The 19,027-nt window shown below is 61.7% G+C and carries 20 protein-coding genes, 1 pseudogene and 1 riboswitch; of the genes and pseudogenes, 11 read left to right on the top strand and 10 right to left on the bottom strand.

Going from position 1 to position 19,027, the window contains the following annotated elements; translation table 11 throughout:
- Positions 1-339: 339 nt before the first annotated feature.
- Both PspCFBP13528_RS09975 and PspCFBP13528_RS09980 read left to right on the top strand, forming a co-directional pair.
- A complete protein-coding gene (locus PspCFBP13528_RS09975; RefSeq protein ID WP_137200114.1) occupies positions 340-792 on the top strand; it encodes a hypothetical protein in 453 nt (150 codons plus the stop codon).
- Positions 793-885: 93 nt separating this feature from the next.
- Positions 886-1,308, top strand: a complete 423-nt coding sequence (locus PspCFBP13528_RS09980; protein ID WP_137200115.1) for a hypothetical protein — start codon at positions 886-888, stop codon at positions 1,306-1,308.
- Between the two features lie 224 nt (positions 1,309-1,532).
- Here the strand turns inward: PspCFBP13528_RS09980 and PspCFBP13528_RS09985 are convergent, their stop codons facing one another.
- Positions 1,533-1,745: a DUF6124 family protein gene (locus PspCFBP13528_RS09985; protein WP_101220293.1), complete on the bottom strand. Its 213-nt coding sequence runs from the start codon at positions 1,743-1,745 to the stop codon at positions 1,533-1,535.
- 353 nt (positions 1,746-2,098) lie between these two features.
- Positions 2,099-2,455: a hypothetical protein gene (locus PspCFBP13528_RS09990; RefSeq protein ID WP_137200116.1), complete on the bottom strand. Its 357-nt coding sequence runs from the start codon at positions 2,453-2,455 to the stop codon at positions 2,099-2,101.
- A 123-nt stretch (positions 2,456-2,578) separates the two neighbouring features.
- Here PspCFBP13528_RS09990 and PspCFBP13528_RS09995 point away from each other — a divergent pair, with 123 nt between their 5' ends.
- On the top strand, positions 2,579-3,142 hold the full coding sequence (locus tag PspCFBP13528_RS09995) for a nucleotidyltransferase family protein (protein WP_137200117.1): 564 nt from the start codon (positions 2,579-2,581) through the stop codon (positions 3,140-3,142).
- Positions 3,143-3,233: 91 nt separating this feature from the next.
- Here the strand turns inward: PspCFBP13528_RS09995 and chrA are convergent, their stop codons facing one another.
- On the bottom strand, positions 3,234-4,436 hold the full coding sequence (gene chrA, locus PspCFBP13528_RS10000) for a chromate efflux transporter (RefSeq protein ID WP_241669077.1): 1,203 nt from the start codon (positions 4,434-4,436) through the stop codon (positions 3,234-3,236).
- 193 nt (positions 4,437-4,629) lie between these two features.
- On the opposite strand from chrA, the gene PspCFBP13528_RS10005 reads away from it, so the two are divergent.
- Genes PspCFBP13528_RS10005 through PspCFBP13528_RS10015 form a run of 3 tightly spaced genes read left to right on the top strand, consistent with a single transcriptional unit; the run spans position 4,630 to position 6,277 of the window.
- On the top strand, positions 4,630-5,070 hold the full coding sequence (locus PspCFBP13528_RS10005) for a TspO/MBR family protein (RefSeq protein WP_137200119.1): 441 nt from the start codon (positions 4,630-4,632) through the stop codon (positions 5,068-5,070).
- A complete protein-coding gene (locus PspCFBP13528_RS10010; protein WP_137200120.1) occupies positions 5,070-6,023 on the top strand; it encodes an alpha/beta hydrolase in 954 nt (317 codons plus the stop codon). The genes PspCFBP13528_RS10005 and PspCFBP13528_RS10010 overlap by 1 nt, the downstream gene beginning before the upstream one ends.
- Before the next feature lie 29 nt (positions 6,024-6,052).
- On the top strand, positions 6,053-6,277 hold the full coding sequence (locus PspCFBP13528_RS10015; protein WP_065952892.1) for a hypothetical protein: 225 nt from the start codon (positions 6,053-6,055) through the stop codon (positions 6,275-6,277).
- 563 nt (positions 6,278-6,840) lie between these two features.
- Here the strand turns inward: PspCFBP13528_RS10015 and PspCFBP13528_RS10020 are convergent.
- The 3 genes from PspCFBP13528_RS10020 to PspCFBP13528_RS10030 are packed head-to-tail and all read right to left on the bottom strand — an operon-like array spanning position 6,841 to position 9,613.
- Positions 6,841-7,605, bottom strand: coding sequence for an ABC transporter ATP-binding protein (locus tag PspCFBP13528_RS10020; RefSeq protein ID WP_137200121.1), 765 nt, complete (start codon positions 7,603-7,605; stop codon positions 6,841-6,843).
- Positions 7,602-8,606, bottom strand: a complete 1,005-nt coding sequence (locus tag PspCFBP13528_RS10025; protein ID WP_065952894.1) for an iron ABC transporter permease — start codon at positions 8,604-8,606, stop codon at positions 7,602-7,604. Before PspCFBP13528_RS10025 ends, PspCFBP13528_RS10020 begins: the two co-directional genes overlap by 4 nt.
- Positions 8,603-9,613 carry an ABC transporter substrate-binding protein gene (locus tag PspCFBP13528_RS10030; protein WP_137200122.1) on the bottom strand — a complete coding sequence of 337 codons (1,011 nt, stop codon included), beginning with the start codon at positions 9,611-9,613 and terminating at the stop codon, positions 8,603-8,605. The genes PspCFBP13528_RS10025 and PspCFBP13528_RS10030 overlap by 4 nt, the downstream gene beginning before the upstream one ends.
- Positions 9,614-9,726: 113 nt before the next feature.
- A riboswitch (cobalamin riboswitch) is annotated at positions 9,727-9,921 on the bottom strand.
- A 23-nt stretch (positions 9,922-9,944) separates the two neighbouring features.
- Between PspCFBP13528_RS10030 and PspCFBP13528_RS27780 the strand changes: the two are divergent.
- A pseudogene (locus tag PspCFBP13528_RS27780) lies at positions 9,945-10,034 on the top strand (outer membrane lipoprotein carrier protein LolA); the annotation flags it as partial.
- A gap of 8 nt (positions 10,035-10,042) precedes the next feature.
- On the opposite strand, the gene PspCFBP13528_RS10040 reads toward PspCFBP13528_RS27780, so the two are convergent.
- Complete coding sequence (locus tag PspCFBP13528_RS10040; protein ID WP_065952896.1) at positions 10,043-10,972, bottom strand: DNA/RNA non-specific endonuclease; 930 nt, start codon at positions 10,970-10,972, stop codon at positions 10,043-10,045.
- A gap of 134 nt (positions 10,973-11,106) precedes the next feature.
- On the opposite strand from PspCFBP13528_RS10040, the gene PspCFBP13528_RS10045 reads away from it, so the two are divergent.
- Both PspCFBP13528_RS10045 and PspCFBP13528_RS10050 read left to right on the top strand, forming a co-directional pair.
- Complete coding sequence (locus PspCFBP13528_RS10045) at positions 11,107-12,168, top strand: M4 family metallopeptidase (RefSeq protein WP_065952897.1); 1,062 nt, start codon at positions 11,107-11,109, stop codon at positions 12,166-12,168.
- A gap of 28 nt (positions 12,169-12,196) precedes the next feature.
- Positions 12,197-12,496, top strand: a complete 300-nt coding sequence (locus PspCFBP13528_RS10050; RefSeq protein WP_065952898.1) for a protealysin inhibitor emfourin — start codon at positions 12,197-12,199, stop codon at positions 12,494-12,496.
- Positions 12,497-12,654: 158 nt separating this feature from the next.
- On the opposite strand, the gene PspCFBP13528_RS10055 is transcribed toward PspCFBP13528_RS10050, so the two are convergent.
- Positions 12,655-14,046 carry an aldehyde dehydrogenase family protein gene (locus PspCFBP13528_RS10055; protein ID WP_137200123.1) on the bottom strand — a complete coding sequence of 464 codons (1,392 nt, stop codon included), beginning with the start codon at positions 14,044-14,046 and terminating at the stop codon, positions 12,655-12,657.
- A gap of 105 nt (positions 14,047-14,151) precedes the next feature.
- On the opposite strand from PspCFBP13528_RS10055, the gene PspCFBP13528_RS10060 reads away from it, so the two are divergent.
- Complete coding sequence (locus PspCFBP13528_RS10060; RefSeq protein WP_065952900.1) at positions 14,152-15,024, top strand: LysR family transcriptional regulator; 873 nt, start codon at positions 14,152-14,154, stop codon at positions 15,022-15,024.
- 52 nt (positions 15,025-15,076) lie between these two features.
- Here PspCFBP13528_RS10060 and PspCFBP13528_RS10065 read toward each other — a convergent pair whose 3' ends face one another.
- Together PspCFBP13528_RS10065 and PspCFBP13528_RS10070 are read right to left on the bottom strand one after the other, a co-directional pair.
- Positions 15,077-15,286: a hypothetical protein gene (locus PspCFBP13528_RS10065; RefSeq protein ID WP_043047518.1), complete on the bottom strand. Its 210-nt coding sequence runs from the start codon at positions 15,284-15,286 to the stop codon at positions 15,077-15,079.
- 100 nt (positions 15,287-15,386) lie between these two features.
- Positions 15,387-16,583, bottom strand: coding sequence for an amino acid aminotransferase (locus PspCFBP13528_RS10070; protein WP_137200124.1), 1,197 nt, complete (start codon positions 16,581-16,583; stop codon positions 15,387-15,389).
- 342 nt (positions 16,584-16,925) lie between these two features.
- Here PspCFBP13528_RS10070 and uvrB point away from each other — a divergent pair, with 342 nt between their 5' ends.
- Positions 16,926-18,941 (top strand): excinuclease ABC subunit UvrB, encoded by a 2,016-nt coding sequence (uvrB, locus tag PspCFBP13528_RS10075; RefSeq protein WP_065952902.1) that lies wholly within the window; start codon positions 16,926-16,928, stop codon positions 18,939-18,941.
- Positions 18,942-19,027: the final 86 nt, after the last annotated feature.

Raw genomic sequence — 19,027 nt, forward strand, 5'->3', positions numbered from 1 at the left:
CTGCTTTTGGCCGATTCCTGCCTCTCACGACGGAAAGCAACGGCCCAGCGAATCCGCACTAACGCTACATCGAAATACCTTTGCCATCAGGCCTGAATGAGTCGTCGCATAACTCAGGAGTAAGGCGACAGCTAAGGCTTGGCGCGACGTCTGGGCTGGGCCCAAAGCAGACGGTGGGCAGTCTGCTAATGCATCAGCAATGATGTACCCATCACTGTCGCGCTTACAAAATCACCTTTTATGATGATCAAGAGGTTATGTATGGCGATGGAAAGTTATACAACATACACTCAGTGATTCTCGACAGAGCCGTCGCCTAATAAATATCCAGGAGCAATTATGAAACTTTTCGCGGCATTCACAATTTTGTTATTTGCATTAGTAGGATGCGCTACAACTGGGAGCCAATCGCCACAGCAAGCCGCACAATCTGCGGCAATTTTATTTGAGCAACAAAAATTCAATTTAGTTTGGGTTCCCGCAGCGAATAACGGCATTTCCGGAGCTATGGCATCCGCGCTTATCGGAAGTGCAGGTTTAGACTCTCCAATTGTTTCAAGCATCCACCAAATAATCGCCCCTGCAAGCAAAGCTGATGTTCGTGTCGCCATCTCAGGAGCCAATAGTTCTTTTGCAGCCAACTCAGCTATTGCAGCCTTAAGTCACACATCAAGCATGCTCCCTAAGTTGCAACTTGCATTTATCGGCTCGACATCAGATGCCGCGGCAGTTCGCTCGGCAGTTGAAGCTAAAGGCGGTAAATTCTTACACGCCACACCAAATGGCTCCTAACTAGCGGTTTCTGCCTGTCATGATAGACGTCTGTCGGCCTAGAGCCGCCAGTCGACGTCCCTTAAATAAGCGCTAAGCAGGGTAAATTTCGCGATGAAAAGCTGGATAGCTAATACGAAAATTAATGCGCTGTTAGGGGCTAGCTCTCCAAAACCTGATGGCGTGAAGGTTAGGCGGATCCTTATAGAGTACTGCGACAGGTATCAAAAGATTTACCCTTTTGAAATCTTGGAACAGCCACTTGAATTTCTCAAAAATGATGTAAATTCAGATAGTAAACATGGCGATATGCGAGCACTGCTTAGGGTTGCCGCTGAAGAGTACTGCATTAGTTTAAACGAGATAGCCGATGCTCTTCTTGACCTGATAGACATTCCTGTCCTTACTACGGACCAAGCGAAGAAGATTATCAATCACGTTTTCGAAGCTTATTCTTGCAATGAGAGCCCCGAAGATTTCATTCAAAGAGAGGATGCCTATTTGTGCAAAAATTTATTTGAGATTACCTCCAACTAGCAAGTGCCTGAAACCTCTAGCCTTGCTCACAATGACGGCCCGATTGGCGTGACTAGATACTCGCCTCGGGACATTTTTGGGGCTTTGATGACTGGCCGCTTCTGGCCGAAAGCTGCCGCATTTTGTGTCATGCGACCCAGCCACCAAAAGCAAATCGCCGCGTCGTCGTACGTGTGTACAGCGACTCGGCGAGTAAAGTGTCTTTCGAGTTGGGTGCTTGAAAATCACCCAGAACACGGCACTTCGCGGTCGAGCAGCCGGGCGGTGAGCAGTACGCCCAGTTCGCTCAGTTGATGGATCGCCAGGGCGATGTCGCGGTGTTTGCCGTTGAGGTCTTCGGACAGGTCGAGCAGCAGGGTGCTGACGCTGGTGAAGGTTTCGTAGCTGTTGGTGATGAGGGTTTCGTGGGTGGCGTTGGAGGCGACGGTGAATAGCATGTTTGAATTCCTGAGTGTGGCTACCGCCCTTTAGCTACTAAACAGAAGGGTGGCAGCTGTGCGCAGGTTAGTAGACCGGGGAATCCAAACGAAAGCCGGCGCACCCGAAGGTGCCCTGCGCACAGCCGCCATCAAGTACAGACAGGAATGTCTGATTGATGCAGCTCATGCACTTTTGTTTGGATAAACCTTCAGGCTACTAAACCCGATCGCCGAGACATTCAGCGACCGAGCCACCTTAATAACGGCCACCCCAGCACACAAGCCGGCGAATTCTGACCCATGCGTAGGCAAGGGAGCAAGGCGTTGCAGGGGGTTGGGATTTTTCCTGCGGGCTTCGGCATCAGGTCAGGTTAGCGACGCGCCAGCCGCGCACGCCAGTCGCCCGCGTGTTGCAGGCGGCAGTCTTCTTCGCAATCAAAGTGCACGCAGCGCTCCATCGGCAAGGGTGGGATGCCAGCTTCGTGCAGCGCCGTGGCGGTCAGTTCGCGCATGCGTTGGTCTGCACCGCCGCTGAGGGTGAGTGCCTTGTTGGCGCGCGTATCGAATACCCAGGTCACGCGCAGGCTTTGGGGAAAGGCGCTGTCGTCGACGGTGTGGGTCAGCCAGGCGAAGCCGGGGATTTCGGCTTTGGCGGTTTCGCAGGCGTCGGTGAGGGTGGCGATCAGTTGCCGTTCCAGGCGGGCGCAGTCGCGTTTGGTCAGCGGCATCGGGGCTCCGGTTGTGCGTGGGTGCAGGCGTGCATCATACGGGGAGTCGCGTTGCGAGCGGTGTCACCGTTCAATGCGCTGTTGTAGAGTCGAGCCCACGGAACTGATTACCCAGGACTTTCCATGACATTGACCGTCAACACCTTCCTCGACCTGGCCATGGCCAACCCCATCAACGTCGAAATCACCGCGCGCTTGCCGGCGTTGGACGTGCCGCAGTGCATGCTCACGGCGGGCTGTCTGTTCCAGGCGGTGTGGAATCATCAGGCGCAGCGGCCGGCGGATGCGGGGGTGAAGGACTATGACGTGTTTTACTTCGATGAGAACCTGTCCTACGAAGCGGAGGATGCGGTGATTCGAAGGGCCGAGGCGTTGTTCCAGGACTTGGGCGTCAACGTGGAGGTCAAGAACCAGGCGCGCGTTCACCTCTGGTATGGGCAGCGGTTCGGCCGGCCATACCCGCAATTGCACTCGGCCAGGCAGGGGGTGGACCGGTATCTGGTGGCGGGCACGTGCATCGCTTTGGACGTTGCCACGGGTGAGGTGTATGCGCCTTATGGGTTGGCGGATGTGGAGCAGGGGCTACTGCGGATCAACCCGCTGCATCCGGAGCCGCAATTGTTTGCTGAAAAGGCCAGGAGTTATCAGGCGCGCTGGCCCTGGCTCAGGATTGTGGAGCCGGACTGAGACCTGTGCGATGCGCGGGCTGCGGTTTGACGGTCGACCGAGGTGATCCCATCGCAGCCTCGCCGGGGCTCGACAGCTCCCACCTTTGATCTCAGCCGCCGGCCAGGCTGAGCAGGTATCCGATGGCGGCACTTGCTGCGACTACCAGCCACGGTGGCAGCTTCCAGACCATCAACGCCGCCAGGGCGAGCAAGGCGAAGGCCAGGTCGTAGAGGCTGAAAATCGCGCTGGTCCACACCGGTTGATACAGCGCTGCCAGTAACAGGCCGACCACCGCCGCATTCACACCGGCCAGTGCGGCTTGCGTGCGCGGGCTTCTACGCAGGCCGGCCCAGAAAGGCAGTGCGCCAAAGATCAGCAGAAACGACGGCGCGAAGATCGCCAGCAGGGCGATCAGGCCGCCCAGCCAGCCGCTCGGGGCGTGGCTCATCGAGGCGCCGAGAAAAGCTGCGAAGGTGAACAGCGGGCCGGGCACGGCTTGGGTGGCGCCGTAGCCGGCGAGAAACAGATCGTTGCTGACCCATTGCGTCGGCACCACCTGGGCTTGCAGCAACGGCAACACCACGTGACCGCCGCCGAAGACCAGTGAGCCGGTGCGGTAGAAGGCGTCCACCAGGGTAAGCGTGGGGTTGCTTACGCAATCGGCGAGGATCGGCAAGCCCACCAGCAACAGCAGGAACAACGCCAGCCATACCACTGCGGCGCGGCGGCTGATGGTGATGGGCAGCGCGTCGGGCTCGGCGTGGGTCTGGGGCTTGAACAACAGCAGGCCAGCCACGCCCGCTGTGGCGATCACCCCGACCTGGCCCCAGGCGGAAGGTTCCAGCAGTACCAGGCAGGCGGCGCCCAGCATCAGTGTGATCCGCGCCCAGCCGCGACACAGGTTGCGCGCCATGCCCCACACGGCCTGGGCCACCACCGCCACGGCGACGACTTTAAGACCATGCAGCACGCCATCGGGAAGGGCGGCGCCGTAACGAGACAAGCCCGAGGCAAACAGGATCAGGGCGATGGCCGACGGCAAGGTGAACCCGGCCCAGGCCGCAGCGGCGCCAGCGTACCCCGCGCGTGACAGGCCCAAGGCGATGCCGACCTGGCTGCTGGCCGGACCGGGCAGGAACTGGCACAAGCCGACCAGTTCGGCATAGCTGCGCTCGCTGAGCCAACGCCTGCGGGTGACGAACTCTTCGCGAAAATAGCCCAGGTGCGCAATCGGCCCGCCAAAGGAGGTGAGGCCCAGGCGCAGGAAGATCAGAAACACTGACCAGGGCGTGCTGCGGTGGTTGGAAGCCAAGAAGGGGCGCTCTGATGAGGTGGTCGAAACTATGCAAATTCTTGGTGGTTTGGCCACCTTACTCATTTTTCATGACGTGTAGAAGAGATGGCCTGCCTGTCATTTTTGCCGCGTATAGGGAATTTATGCGCGCCCGTTCGAGTCACTGAAAAACACAGCGTTGCTTTCCACCATTGCCCCTCAAGGACCGACCATGACCTTTTTCATCTTCCTGCTCGCCTGCGCCGCCGCCGCCAGTACCGGTGTGATCTTCAAACCCGGCGCCTGGTACGAATCCCTGGTCAAGCCCAGCTTCACCCCGCCCAATTGGCTGTTCCCGGTGGCGTGGACCATCATCTACCTGCTGCTGGCCTGGGCCGGTTACCGCTTGAGTCTGATCCCAGGCAGCGAAATAGTGCTGGCCCTGTGGGCGGCGCAGATTGCGTTGAACACGCTGTGGACGCCGGTGTTCTTCGGCGCGCATCGCCTGCTCGCCGGGATGGTGATCATTGTGCTGCTGTGGCTGACCGTGGCGGCGATGGTGGTGCTGGCGGTGCGCCTGGACCTGATTACCGGCTTGATCCTGTTCCCTTACCTCGCCTGGCTGTGTGTGGCCGCGGCGTTGAACTTCTCGATTTTGCGGAATAACCGTTAATGGCTTACCAATCCTGGCCCGCCAGCGAGGCCGAACTGGCGCAGATGCGTCGCTTCAATCAGAAGCTGTCGTGGATGCCGCGCTTTAAAATTCGCAACCGCGTCACCCCGCGTGTGATCCAGGCGCTGCTGCAAACCAGCCAGCGTTTCAAGAAGGCCCCGGTGGTGGAGCGCAGGCTGGTCGGCGGCGTGCCGGTGCGCATCATGCGGCCCGACGGTGCGCCCAAAGGCGTGGTGCTGGATATCCATGGCGGCGGTTGGGTGATCGGCAATGCGCAGATGAATGACGACCTCAACCTGGGCATGGTGCGCGCCTGTGACGTGGCGGTGGTGTCGGTGGACTACCGGCTGGCGGTCAACACGCCGGTCGAGGGCCTGCTGGAGGACTGCCTGACCGCTGCGCGCTGGCTGTTGGCGGACTGCATGGAGTTTGCCGGCCTGCCGGTGTTTTTTGTCGGCGAGTCGGCCGGCGGGCACTTGGCGGCGACGACGTTGCTGGCGTTGAAGCAATGGCCGGCGTTGCTCGAACGCGTCAGGGGCGCGGTGTTGTACTACGGGGTGTACGACTTGACCGGCACGCCAAGCGTGCGCGCGGCCGGGCCGCAGACGCTGTTGCTGGATGGGCCGGGAATGGTCGCGGCGCTGCGCTTGCTCACGCCGGGCATCACCGACGAAGCACGTCGACAACCGCCACTGTCACCCTTGTATGGCGACTTATCCGGCCTGCCGCCGGCGTTGATGTTTGTGGGCGAGTTGGACCCGCTCAAGGACGACACGCTGCTGATCGCCGAACGCTGGAGCGGGGCAGAGGCGCATCTGCTGCCGGAGTCGGCCCATGGCTTCATTCATTTTCCGCTGGCGATGGCAGACAGCGTGCTGGCGTACAGTCGCACCTGGATAACGCAGCACCTGCATCGAGTGGGAACTAAAAAGTTGATCGATGAGTCAGGTTAATCAGGTGTTCCCATTACAAGGATTCCCGCATGCATGCTTATACCCTGAACTACCGGTTCAATGATGAGCCGCGCACTCACACATTCGACCTCAAGCAGCCTGAGTTGCCTGTGCATGAAGCGGCAGTGCATTTGCTGCAATTGCACTTCGGCGACGCGGAAAACGGCTTGATCCTGCCTGCTGCGGACGCGACGCCGGAGGAAATCCTGGAACAAGCGCAGGTGGTGGGAATTACCCATATCAAGGTGGTATGAGCTGTCCAACCCGCTGGGGCAGACGACACCTATGCACCGGCCTGTGGTGATCAAGGGTGGGAGGGGGCTTGCCCCCGATAGCGGTGGGTCAGTTACAGAGACTTTTACTGATACTCCGCCATCGGGGGCAAGCCCCCTCCCACCTTTGGATCGTCGCGCGCTGTCAGCAGGTCCGTCAGGTAATGCTTCTGCGGCCCCAACCCCGTGGGGCAGGCGACACCTATGCGCCGGCCTGTGGTGATCAAGGGTGGGAGGGGGCTTGCCCCCGATAGCGGTGGGTCAGTTACAGAGACTTTTACTGATACTCCGCCATCGGGGGCAAGCCCCCTCCCACCTTTGGATCGTCGCGCTCTGTTGAACGGGCCCGTCAGGTAATGCTTCTGCGGGCCCAACCCGGTGGGGCAGGCGACACCTATGCACCGGCCTGTGGTGATCAAAGGTGGGAGGGGGCTTGCCCCCGATAGCGGTGGGTCAGTTACAGAGACTTTTACTGATACACCGCCATCGGGGGCAAGCCCCCTCCCACCTTTGGATCACTGTCAGCTGTGCCGCCGTCACAGGGTTCAGCTGGAGCGCAGGCGCAGGATTTGCGCGCCGTCGAACGGGTCCGTCAGGTAATGCCCCTGCACCCCGAATGTCTCGTTTAACCGCTCTGGCGTCAGCACCTGCAGCGGCGTGCCCAGCGCCACCAGGCGCCCACGATCCAGTACGGCCAGGCGATCACAGGTCAGTGCCTGGTTCAGGTCATGCAGGGCGATCAAGGTGGTGACCGGCAAACCCTGCACACCTTTGAGGATCGTCAGTTGATGCTGGATATCCAGGTGATTGGTCGGTTCATCCAGCAACAGGATCCGGGGCCGTTGCGCCAGCGCGCGGGCGATGTGCACGCGCTGGCGTTCGCCACCCGAGAGGCTGCGCCAGACGCGGTGGCTCAGGTGGGTGGCGTCCACATCGTGCAGGGCTTGGCGCACGATGCTGTCGTCTTCATGGGACCACGGGCTCAGGGCCGACAGCCACGGCGTGCGGCCCAGGGCCACGGCGTCGAACACGCGGATGGCGTCGTCGGTGTCGGCCTGTTGTTCCACCACGGCCAATTGCTGCGCGATGGCGCGGCGGGACAATTCACCCAGGCGCTTGCCGCCCAGGCGCACTTCACCGCTGGCCGGGGCGCGCAGGCCGGCGAGCAACTTGAGCAGGGTGGATTTGCCCGAACCGTTCGGCCCGACGATGCCGAGGGTTTCCCCCAACTGCACGTCAAGATGAATATCGCGCAGCAACTCGGCGTCACGCACCTTGAAGCCCAGGGCGGTGCAGCTCAGTACCGTCATCGCGCGTTCCTCCGGCCGATCAGGATCAGCGCAAACACCGGCGCGCCGACCAGCGCGGTGACCACGCCCACCGGAATCACCTGGCCCTTGATCAAGGTACGCGACAGCACATCCGCCGCGATCAGGAACAAGGCGCCGCCCAGGGCGCTGGCCGGCAGCAGTCGCGAGTGCCCGGTGCCGAGCATCAAGCGCACGGCATGGGGGATCACCAGCCCGACAAACCCGATGGAACCGACAATCGACACCATCACCGCCGTGACCACTGCCGCGCAGCCCACCAGCACAACCTGCACGCGACGCACCGGGATGCCCAGCGAGGCCGCCGAATCGGTGCCGAAGGTAAACGCATCCAATGCACGTCGGTGCCACAGGCACACCACCAGCCCTGCGACCGCCACCGGCACCGCCAGCCACACCGATGGCCAGCGCACGCCGCTGAGGTTGCCCAGCAGCCAGAACATGATGCCGCGGGCCTGTTCGGAGCTGGCGGATTTGGTAATCAGGAACGCGGTGAGCGCATTGAACAACTGCGAACCGGCGATGCCGGCGAGGATGATCTGGCCGGTGCCGCTGGCGGAACCGCTGGCCCGCGCCAGCAGGATCACCAGTGCAAACGCGGCCATGGCGCCGACAAAGGCGCCCGCCGACAACGAAATCAAACCGCCGCCCACCCCGAGCAAGGCAATCAGCACCGCACCGGTCGAGGCGCCGGCGCTGATGCCCAGCAAATACGGGTCGGCCAACGGGTTGCGCAGCAACGATTGCAGGATCACCCCACAAGTCGCCAGGCCCGCACCACAGGCACCGGCGACCAGGGCGCGGGTCAGGCGGTAGTTCCATACCACGCCTTCATCGATGGGATCGAGCACATAGCCAGCCGCCCACAGTTTGTTGGCGAGCACCTGGAGCACCACCTGCGGCGAGATAGCGGTTTCGCCGATGGCCACACCGGCAAGCAGGGCGATCAGCAGCAGCGTGAGGGCGAGCAGGGTCCGTATCATTGCGGCAGGTTGTAGCCGTCGATGGCGGCGGCCAGCTGTTCCAGGCCGTCGAAGGTGCGCAGGCTGGCCTGCAGCGCCAGGGCGTCGAGGATGATGATGCGGTTGTGTTTCACCGCGTCCATGTTGCGCGTCACCGGGTCGCTACGCAGGAAGGCCAGCTTCTTTTCATGGTCGTCGGCGGGGTAGCGGCGGCGGTCCATGCGCGCGATCACCAGGAAGGTAGGGTTGGCCTTGGCGATGGTTTCCCAGCCGACGGCGGGCCATTCTTCATCCGATTGCACCACGTTGCGCAGGCCGAGGGTTTGCAGCATGAATTGCGGAACCCCTTTGTGGCCGGCCACGTACGGGTCGCTGGCCATTTCGGCGCTGGAGAACCACACCAGCGCGCTGGCCTGTTTCAAGCCTTTGCTCTGCGCGGTGGCGATCGACTTGGCCAGGCGCGCCTTGAGTTCATCGGTCAGTTGCTGGCCGCGCGCTTGCACGTCGAAGATCTCGGCCAGTTGGCTGAGGCTCTTGTAGATCGTCTCGATGCGAAACGGCTCCAGGCGCGTGCCGTCGGCGCCGACCAGATTGTCCTTGCCTTCGCAGTCGGAGGGCAGCAGGTAGGTGGGAATATTCAGTTCGTGAAACTGTTCGCGGGTACCCACCACGCCTTGAGGGCCGACCACCCATTCCAGCTCGGCGACCACCAGTTGCGGGCGCTTGGCGATGACCGCCTCGAAGCTCGGCTCGTTATTGGCCAGGCGCTCGATGCTGTCGTTCTGCGCCTTGTACTGCCCCAGCACATCGTTGAACCACAGCGAAGTACCGACCACTTTATTGCCCACGCCCAGCGCATACAGCATCTCGGTGGCGGCCTGGCCGATCGTCACGCTGCGCGCGGGGGCTTGCTGGAAGGTGACGCTGTTGCCGCAGTTCTCGACCGTCAGCGGGTAGTGAGTAGGCGCGGCGTGGGCCAGGGCACACAAGCCCAGGCCAGTGATCAGGGCCGAAACGCGTAGCAGCATGGGGCAATCTCCGGTGAACCGTACGTGAAGCAGGGGCGGTACGGCTCGGAAACACACCTTCGAACGCTGCAGGTCTGGCAGGGCGCGGATGTCCTTCCCGGACACCCCGCCGGTTAGTGAGTCACTTGGCCGGCAGGTCTCCTGACTGATGCGTCGTCGCCACGCTCCGGCCTTCCCGGACAACGTCCAGTGGCAGTGGGGAGCAGGCTCAGCACCTACAGTTGCGGGGGCAGTTTCGATTGACGTCGCGGGCGGCGTTTCGAATTCCCTGTTAGTCCCGTGTGGGAACCGGCGGCGCTATGGTAGTCGATCACGGCCTGTAGGAGCGAGCTTGCTCGTAAAGGTCGTCAACGATAACGCGAGCGGCCTGATGCGCCGCGGTGCTCTAAGGTGCTTCGCGAGCAAGCTCGCTCCTACAGTGGGCCGTGGTCAGAGTCGGATATCCTGCGGTCCCCGGATCAGCGCTTCGATCCGCGTCCCCGTGGCGCGCTCTTCGTTGCTGAAACCGTCGTAGTCGGCCAGGTTGCCGAAGCGGATACCGGTCAATTGTTCGATCTGCAGCACGCTGCGCCGGTAGGTTTTGAGCGGGCCGAATACCAGGTCCAGTTGGTCCAGCTCGCGGCGCTGGTCGATCATGTACGCGCTGGCCGAGGGTTTGCCGTCGTCGCTGAGGTAGGCCACGACTTTCCAGAACGCCTGGGGGATTTTCACGCCACGGTACAGGCGGTCGTCGTCGCCAAACACCGGGCCGCTGAATACGCTGGCGCGGGCTTTCCAGCGCTGGGTGTTGTCGAGGATGTAGTCTTCCAGTTCCAGCCAGGTCTTCTGGTTGAAGCCGCTCATCTGCGGCGAGCAGTTGGTGAAGTGGAAGGTGTCGAGGTTGGCGGTGTTCGCCTCGTTTCCCCAGTTGGGGTCCTGGCGCCGCACCAGATGACCACGGTCCAGGCCATTGCCGGCATAGAGGTCCTCGCCCACCTGGGCGTCGAGCGGCAGGCGGCCGTCGTAGGCCCAGGTGTCGTTGCTGCGCACGATATCCACGTGCTTGTCGCCGTCGATGTTGACGCCGACATACAGTGCCAGGCGTCGGGAGCGCGACATGCTGATGGAAAAGTGCGTGTAGTCCAGGCGCCCGGGCTGGGCATCGCCTGCCAGGGTCGAGTCAAGGGTGGGCCAGGGCACACCGAAGCTGCCGAGAAAATCCTCGGCGTAGCCGCGCCGGTCCTGCAGGTCCTTGGCTGCGGTAACCCGCGGCGTCGCAGCCCTGGCCTCCAGCAAGGATGGGCTGGGCGTGATCAGTGGGCGAAGGTCGGCAAGCCTTGGGCGATAGGACAGGTCGATTTTGACGTGACGTGCGGGCATGGGGTATTCCTGATGGGCCTTGGATAAACACGACTGCAACATGATTTCATGACAATTTGGCCCAGGCGGCAGACCCGCGTCTATCCTGAAGTCGTTGACCGGCCGTTCACCACACGCCAAAAAGGAGCCAGCTTATGTGTGTTCGCCAACCGCGAAATCCGATTTTCTGCCTGATCCCGCCGTACATGCTCGACCAGATCGCGCGCCACGGTGACAAAGCCCAACGGGAGGTTGCGCTGCGCACGCGTGCCAAGGACAGCACGTTCCGCTCGTTGCGCATGGTCGCCGTGCCCGCCAAAGGCCCGGCCCGCATGGCGCTGGCGGCGGGCGCCGAGAAACAGCGTTCGATCTACAGCGCCGACAACACCGACAGCCTGCCCGGCAAGCTGATCCGTGGCGAAGGGCAACCCGCCAGCGGTGATGCCGCGGTGGACGAGGCCTACGACGGTCTGGGGGCGACCTTCGACTTTTTCGACCAGGTGTTCGATCGCAATTCCATCGACGATGCCGGTATGGCGCTGGATGCCACCGTGCACTTCGGCCAGGACTACAACAATGCGTTCTGGAACTCGACCCAGATGGTCTTTGGTGATGGCGACCAGCAACTGTTCAACCGCTTCACCGTGGCCCTCGACGTGATTGGGCATGAATTGGCCCACGGGGTCACCGAGGATGAAGCCAAGTTGATGTACTTCAATCAATCCGGTGCGCTGAACGAATCGCTGTCGGATGTGTTCGGGTCGCTGATCAAGCAGTACGCGTTAAAACAAAAGGCCGAGGACGCCGATTGGTTGATCGGCAAAGGGTTGTTTACCAAAAAGATAAAAGGCACTGCACTGCGCTCGATGAAGGCCCCCGGCACTGCATTTGACGACAAGCTGCTGGGCAAGGACCCTCAGCCCGGCCACATGGATGACTTTGTGCAAACCTATGACGACAATGGTGGCGTGCACATCAATTCCGGCATTCCCAACCATGCCTTCTATCAGGTTGCCACCCGGATCGGCGGCTTTGCCTGGGAGCGTGCCGGGCGCATCTGGTACGACGCGTTGCGCGACGCGCGGTTGCGGCCGAACTCGGGGTTTCTGCGTTTTGCACGTATCACTTACGATATCGCCGGGCGTCTCTACGGCGCGAACAAGGATGAGCAGAAGGCCGTCAAGGAAGGGTGGAAAGCGGTGGGTATCAACGTCTGACACGCCGCCTGGGCGGTGAGGAACAGCCATGCGAATCTCGATCAAGGAAAACGGCGGCCCGGCTTATTTTCCGGGCTTGGTCACACCTCGCAGTGTCGAGCTCGAAGCACTGCCCGAGCAGGACCAGCAGGAGTTGCGGCAACTGATCGAGCAGTCGAAGTTCTTTCAGCTGCCGCAAAGTACTCAACCCTCCGGCAAACCGGGGCAGGTGCATTACACGCTCACCGTGACCGAGGGCGAGCGTGAACACACGGTGTGCGTGTTGGCGCCGGTGAAGTCGCAGGCACTGGATGGGTTGGTGCAGTGCGTGCGGCGGCATATTCGCTGATTGCTTAAAGTAGGTACGGCCTCCGAGGCTGCCTGGATCCAACTGTGGGAGGGGGCTTGCCCCCGATAGCGGTGTGTCACTGACAGAGGTCTGGCTGATCCACCGCCATCGGGGGCAAGCCCCCTCCCACAGTTGATGTGTGTTGAAGCCAGGGCTGTTTATTGACGGTCGAGCCACACCGTCTGCGCGTTGCAGAACTCGCGCACGCCGAAGTGCGACAGCTCACGGCCGAATCCGCTTTTCTTCACGCCACCGAATGCCACCCGAGGGTCGGAGACGCTGTAAGCGTTGACGAAGATCCCACCGGTGTCCAACTGGTTGGCGATGTCCTGCGCCTTCGCCGGGTCGTTGGTGAAGATACTGGCGGTCAGGCCGAACTCGCTGTCGTTGGCCAGTGCCACCGCATGGTCGGCGTCGCGGGCGGTAATGATGGACGCGACGGGGCCGAACAGTTCCTGTTTGAACGAGGTCATCTGGTCGGTGACGTCAGCCAGTACGGTGGGCTCGTAATAGTTGCCTGCGCCAGCCACCTTGTTGCCGCCCAGCAGCAGGGTCGCGCCTTCTTCGAGGGTGGCCTGGACCTGACCGTGCAGCTCATCGCGCAGGTCGAAGCGTGCCATGGGGCCGATGTACGTAGCGGGCGAGGTTGGATCGCCCATCACCAGGTTGCGGCTGGCTTCGAGGAACCTGGCGGTAAAGGCTTCAACCACACCTTCCTCGATGATCAGGCGCTTGGCGGCGGCGCAGACTTGGCCGCTGTTCTGGAAGCGACCGATCAACGCGGCCTGTACGGCGGCGTCGAGGTCGGCGTCGTTGAGCACGATGAACGGGTCGGAGCCGCCCAGTTCCAGCACGCATTTTTTCAGTGCCGCACCGGCCTGGGAACCGATGGCGATACCGGCGCGCACGCTGCCGGTGAGGGTGACGGCGGCGATGCGTGGGTCGGCGATGGCGCTGGACACACCTTCGGTGGTGACGTTGATGACCTCGAACAGGCCTGCAGCGAAGCCGGCCTTCTGGAACGCCTGCTGGATCAGGTAAGCGCTGCCCATGACGTTCGGCGCATGTTTAAGCACGTAGGTGTTGCCGGCGAGCATAGTCGGCACGGCGCCGCGCAGCACTTGCCACACCGGGAAGTTCCACGGCATCACGGCAAGGATCGGCCCCAGGGGGCGGTATTCAATCCGGGCGCTACCGTTGTCTACCAGGGTCGGTTCCGGCGCGAGCATGGCGGGACCGTGCTGCGCATACCACTCGCTGAGCTGCGCGCACTTCTCGATTTCGGCGCGGGCCTGGGCGATGGGTTTGCCCATCTCCAGGGTGATCATCTGCGCCATCGCTTCGGCCTGCTCACGCAGGGCGCTGGCCAGGGCGGACAGCAACTCGGCGCGCTGGCCTACGGGCTGGCGGCGCCAGGTGCGGAAGGCAGCGGTGGAACGGGTGAGCGCGGCATCCAGCTGCGGCTGGCTTTCATACGCGTAGCTGCCGACGGTTTCGCCGTTGGCCGGGTTGATCGACAACGCGTGGGTCTGGTGAGAAATAGCGTTCATGGCACCGTCCTGCTGGGGTGATGGGAATGGAGCCCAGCGTACGATGCTGTACCTTTTCTTAAAACTGAATAATATTAAGCAATACATTCACGATTGGAGAATGAATTGGATCTGGTGCAACTGGAAATCTTCAAGGCCGTTGCCGAGCAAGGCAGCATCAGCGCCGCCGCACAATTGATTCACCGGGTGCCGTCGAACCTGACCACCCGTATCAAGCAACTGGAGCAGGATCTGGGCGTGGAGTTGTTCATCCGCGAAAAGAGCCGCTTGCGCCTGTCACCGGCCGGGTGGAATTTCCTGGGCTATACGCGGCGTATTCTCGATCTGGTACAGGAGGCCCGCGCCACGGTGGCGGGGGAGGAACCCCAGGGCGCCTTTGCCCTCGGCTCGCTGGAAAGTACCGCAGCGGTGCGTATTCCCGCGTTGCTGGCGGCGTATAACCAGCAGTACACCAAGGTCGAGCTGGACCTGAGCACGGGACCGTCGGGCACAATGATCGAAGGCGTGCTGTCCGGGCGTTTGACGGCGGCCTTTGTCGATGGCCCGGTGCTGCACTCCACACTGGAGGGCGTGGCGGTGTTTGAAGAGGAGATGGTGGTGATCGCGCCGCTGCACCATGCGCCGATCACGCGCGGGCAGGATGTGTCCGGCGAGAATATCTATACCTTTCGCTCCAACTGCTCGTATCGACATCACTTCGAGCGCTGGTTTTCCCAGGACGGTGCGGTGCCGGGCAAGATCTTCGAGATTGAGTCTTACCACGGCATGCTGGCCTGCGTCAGCGCCGGGGCAGGGCTGGCGTTGATGCCGCGCAGTATGTTGGAAAGCATGCCGGGGGCGGCGGCGGTCAGCGTGTGGCCGCTGGCGGACAACTTCCGTGTGTTGAATACCTGGCTGATCTGGCGCCGGGGCACCGTGTCGCAGAGCCTCAACAGCTTCGTAAAACTCCTGGAGGAACGCGGGCTTGCAGCAGCCTGAAGCCAATGTGGGAGGGGGCAGGCCCCCTCCCACATGTTGGTTCCTCTTGCGCTCAGCCGCCGAACTGGAAGGTACCCATGGCCAGCTTGGCCATGATCGCCGTGGCACCCAGTTGCACCAGCCACAACGCCAAGCCACCCAGAAACACCCCCAGCGCCACTTGCAGTACCAGGCTTTTCTGGCGCTTGGCTTGCGGCGCACGTGGAGCATAGTCGTGCAGTTCGTCGCGGTCGGCGCGCAGGTCCAGGTCGTCGTTTCTCATAGGGCTCTCACAGCAAAGGGGCAGTCGGTATGCAGTCTAGTGGGTTCGCCAACAAAAAGGGGGAAGCCCTTGGCTTCCCCCTCGTTCAACGCTGGCAGGTTTACAGCACCTGAACGATTGCCTGTGTGACCGCAGCAATGTTCGACTGGTTCAGCGCCGCCACACAGATACGGCCGGTGTCCAGTGCGTAGATGCCAAACTCGTTGCGCAGGCGGGTCACTTGCTCAACCGTCAATCCGGAGTAGGAAAACATCCCACGCTGGCGACCGACAAAGCTGAAATCATGGCCTGGCGCGGCCTTGGCCAGTTCCGCCACCATCTGCTCGCGCATGCCGCGGATGCGCAGGCGCATTTCGGCCAGCTCAGTTTCCCACTGGGCGCGCAGTTCAGGGTTGTTCAGTACCGCTGCAACGATTGCCGCGCCGTGGGTGGGCGGGTTGGAGTAGTTGGTACGGATCACACGCTTGACCTGGGACAGGATGCGCGCGCTTTCTTCCTTGGAGTCGCTGACGATGGACAAGGCGCCCACGCGTTCGCCGTACAGAGAGAACGATTTGGAGAACGAGCTGGACACAAAGAAGGTCAGGCCCGACTCCGCGAACAGGCGCACGGCGGCGGCGTCTTCATGGATGCCGTCGCCGAAGCCCTGGTAGGCCATATCAAGGAATGGCACCAGGTTTTTGGCCTTGACCACGTCCAGTACGTTCTGCCAGTCCGCCGGGCTCAGATCGACGCCGGTCGGGTTGTGGCAGCAGGCGTGCAACACCACGATGGACTGTGGCGGCAGGGCGTTGAGGTCTTCGAGCAGGCCGCTACGGTTGACGTCGTGGGTGGCTGCGTCGTAATAGCGGTAGTTCTGCACCGGGAAACCGGCGGTTTCGAACAGTGCGCGGTGGTTTTCCCAGCTCGGGTCGCTGATGGCCACCACGGCGTCGGGCAGCAACTGCTTGAGGAAATCGGCGCCGATCTTCAGCGCGCCGGTGCCACCCACGGCCTGCACGGTGACCACACGGCTGGCTTCAAGCAGCGGCGACTTATCACCGAACAGCAGGGTTTGCACGGCCTTGTCGTAGGCGGCGATGCCGTCAATCGGCAAGTAGCCACGGGCGGCATGTTGCGCCACGCGAATGGCTTCCGCTTCGGCAACGGCACGCAAGAGCGGAATCTTCCCCTCCTCGTTGCAGTAAACGCCCACGCCAAGGTTGACCTTGGTGGCTCGAGTATCGGCGTTGAATGCTTCGTTGAGGCCCAGGATTGGATCGCGTGGTGCCATTTCGACAGCGGAGAACAGGCTCATTTTTGCGGCAGCTCTATGGGGGAAGGGAGGGACGTGTCGCGCTCCAGCCGGTTGCACTAGAGCGGTGCACAAACGGGGAGCTAGTATAGAGGCCATCACGGCTGAGGGCGACAGCGGAAATGGCTTTTCGGCCAAGTTTTTCGGTTTAATGGCCGACCGTTAGTCTTATTGCAGATTGATCCCGGACGGCAGGTAGGACGATTGCCTTGAAACCCGTCACATTCGTCACCACTACTACGGCTATCATGGTTTTTTCCTGCAACCTGCGATGATTATTCGTGGGTTGCTGAGCTATTTCGTCCCTGGCGGTGTTGAGTCTGGGGTGACTACACGAGGTACGTTATGTCGGATTTCCAGCTCGTCACCCGTTTTGAACCTGCCGGCGACCAACCGGAAGCGATTCGCCAGATGGTCGAAGGCATTGAGGCCGGCCTGGCGCATCAGACGCTGCTCGGGGTGACCGGTTCAGGCAAGACATTCAGCATTGCCAACGTGATCGCGCAGGTCAATCGCCCGACCCTGGTGCTGGCACCGAACAAAACCCTGGCTGCTCAGCTGTATGGCGAGTTCAAGGCGTTCTTCCCGAACAACGCGGTGGAGTATTTCGTTTCCTACTACGACTACTACCAGCCCGAAGCCTATGTGCCGTCCTCCGATACCTTTATCGAGAAGGATGCGTCGATCAACGACCATATCGAGCAGATGCGGCTGTCGGCGACCAAGGCCTTGCTGGAACGCAAGGACGCGATCATCGTGACCACGGTGTCGTGTATCTACGGCCTGGGCAGCCCGGAAACCTATTTGAAAATGGTGCTGCACGTTGATCGCGGCGACAAGCTCGACCAGCGCGAGCTGCTGCGGCGCCTGGCGAGCCTGCAGTACACCCGCAACGACATGGACTTTGCCCGTGCCACGTTCCGCGTGCGCGGCGATGTGATTGATATCTACCCGGCCGAATCCGACCTGGAAGCGATCCGCATCGAGCTGTTCGACGATGAAGTCGAAAGCCTATCGGCCTTCGACCCGTTGACCGGCGAGGTGATCCGCAAATTGCCGCGCTTCACCTTCTACCCGAAAAGCCACTATGTGACCCCGCGTGAAACCCTGATGGGCGCGATCGAGGGCATCAAGGTCGAGTTGGCCGAGCGCCTGGAATACCTGCGTTCCAACAACAAGCTGGTGGAAGCCCAGCGCCTGGAGCAGCGTACCCGCTTCGACCTGGAGATGATCCTGGAGCTGGGCTACTGCAACGGCATCGAAAACTATTCGCGCTACCTGTCGGGCCGCGAGTCCGGCGCGCCACCGCCGACACTCTATGATTACCTGCCGCCGGATGCCTTGCTGGTGATCGACGAGTCCCACGTCAGCGTGCCGCAAGTCGGTGCGATGTATAAGGGTGACCGCTCACGCAAGGAAACCCTGGTGGAGTACGGCTTCCGCCTGCCATCGGCGCTGGATAACCGGCCGATGCGTTTCGACGAATGGGAGGCCATCAGCCCGCAGACCATCTTTGTCTCCGCAACGCCTGGCAACTACGAGGCCGAACACGCCGGCCGAGTGATCGAGCAGTTGGTGCGCCCGACGGGCCTGGTCGACCCGCAGATCGAAATCCGCCCGGCGCTGACCCAGGTCGACGACCTGCTGTCGGAGATCAACAAGCGCGTGGCCCTGGAAGAGCGCGTGCTGGTCACTACCCTGACCAAGCGCATGTCCGAAGACTTGACCGATTACCTGGCCGATCACGGCGTGCGCGTGCGCTACCTGCACTCGGACATCGACACCGTGGAGCGTGTGGAAATCATTCGCGATCTGCGCCTGGGCACCTTTGATGTGCTGGTGGGCATCAACCTGCTGCGCGAAGGCCTGGACATGCCCGAGGTGTCGCTGGTGGCGATCCTGGACGCGGACAAGGAGGGCTTCCTGCGCTCCGAACGTTCGCTGATCCAGACCATCGGCCGCGCGGCGCGCAACCTCAACGGCCGGGCGATCCTGTATGCGGACCGCATCACCGGGTCCATGGAGCGGGCGATCGGCGAGACCGAGCGTCGTCGTGAGAAGCAGGTTGCGTTCAACCTGGAACACGGCATTACCCCCAAAGGTGTGTTCAAGGATGTGGCCGACATCATGGAAGGTGCCACCGTGCCGGGTTCGCGCAGCAAGAAGCGCAAGGGCATGGCCAAGGCTGCTGAGGAAAGCGCCAAGTACGAGAACGAACTGCGCTCGCCGAGTGAGATCACCAAGCGGATTCGGCAGTTGGAAGAGAAAATGTATCAGTTGGCGCGGGATCTGGAGTTTGAGGCGGCGGCGCAGACGCGCGATGAGATTGGCAAGTTGCGCGAGCGGTTGCTGGCTGTTTGATCTGGGGTGACTTCACTGGCCTCATCGGGGGCAAGCCCCCTCCCACCTGTTGATGTGTGAATACAGTCAAGTGTGGGAGGGGGCTT

It is taken from the genome of Pseudomonas sp. CFBP13528 (genome assembly GCF_005233615.1).
GTDB classification, from domain to species: Bacteria; Pseudomonadota; Gammaproteobacteria; order Pseudomonadales; family Pseudomonadaceae; genus Aquipseudomonas; species Aquipseudomonas fluorescens_AM.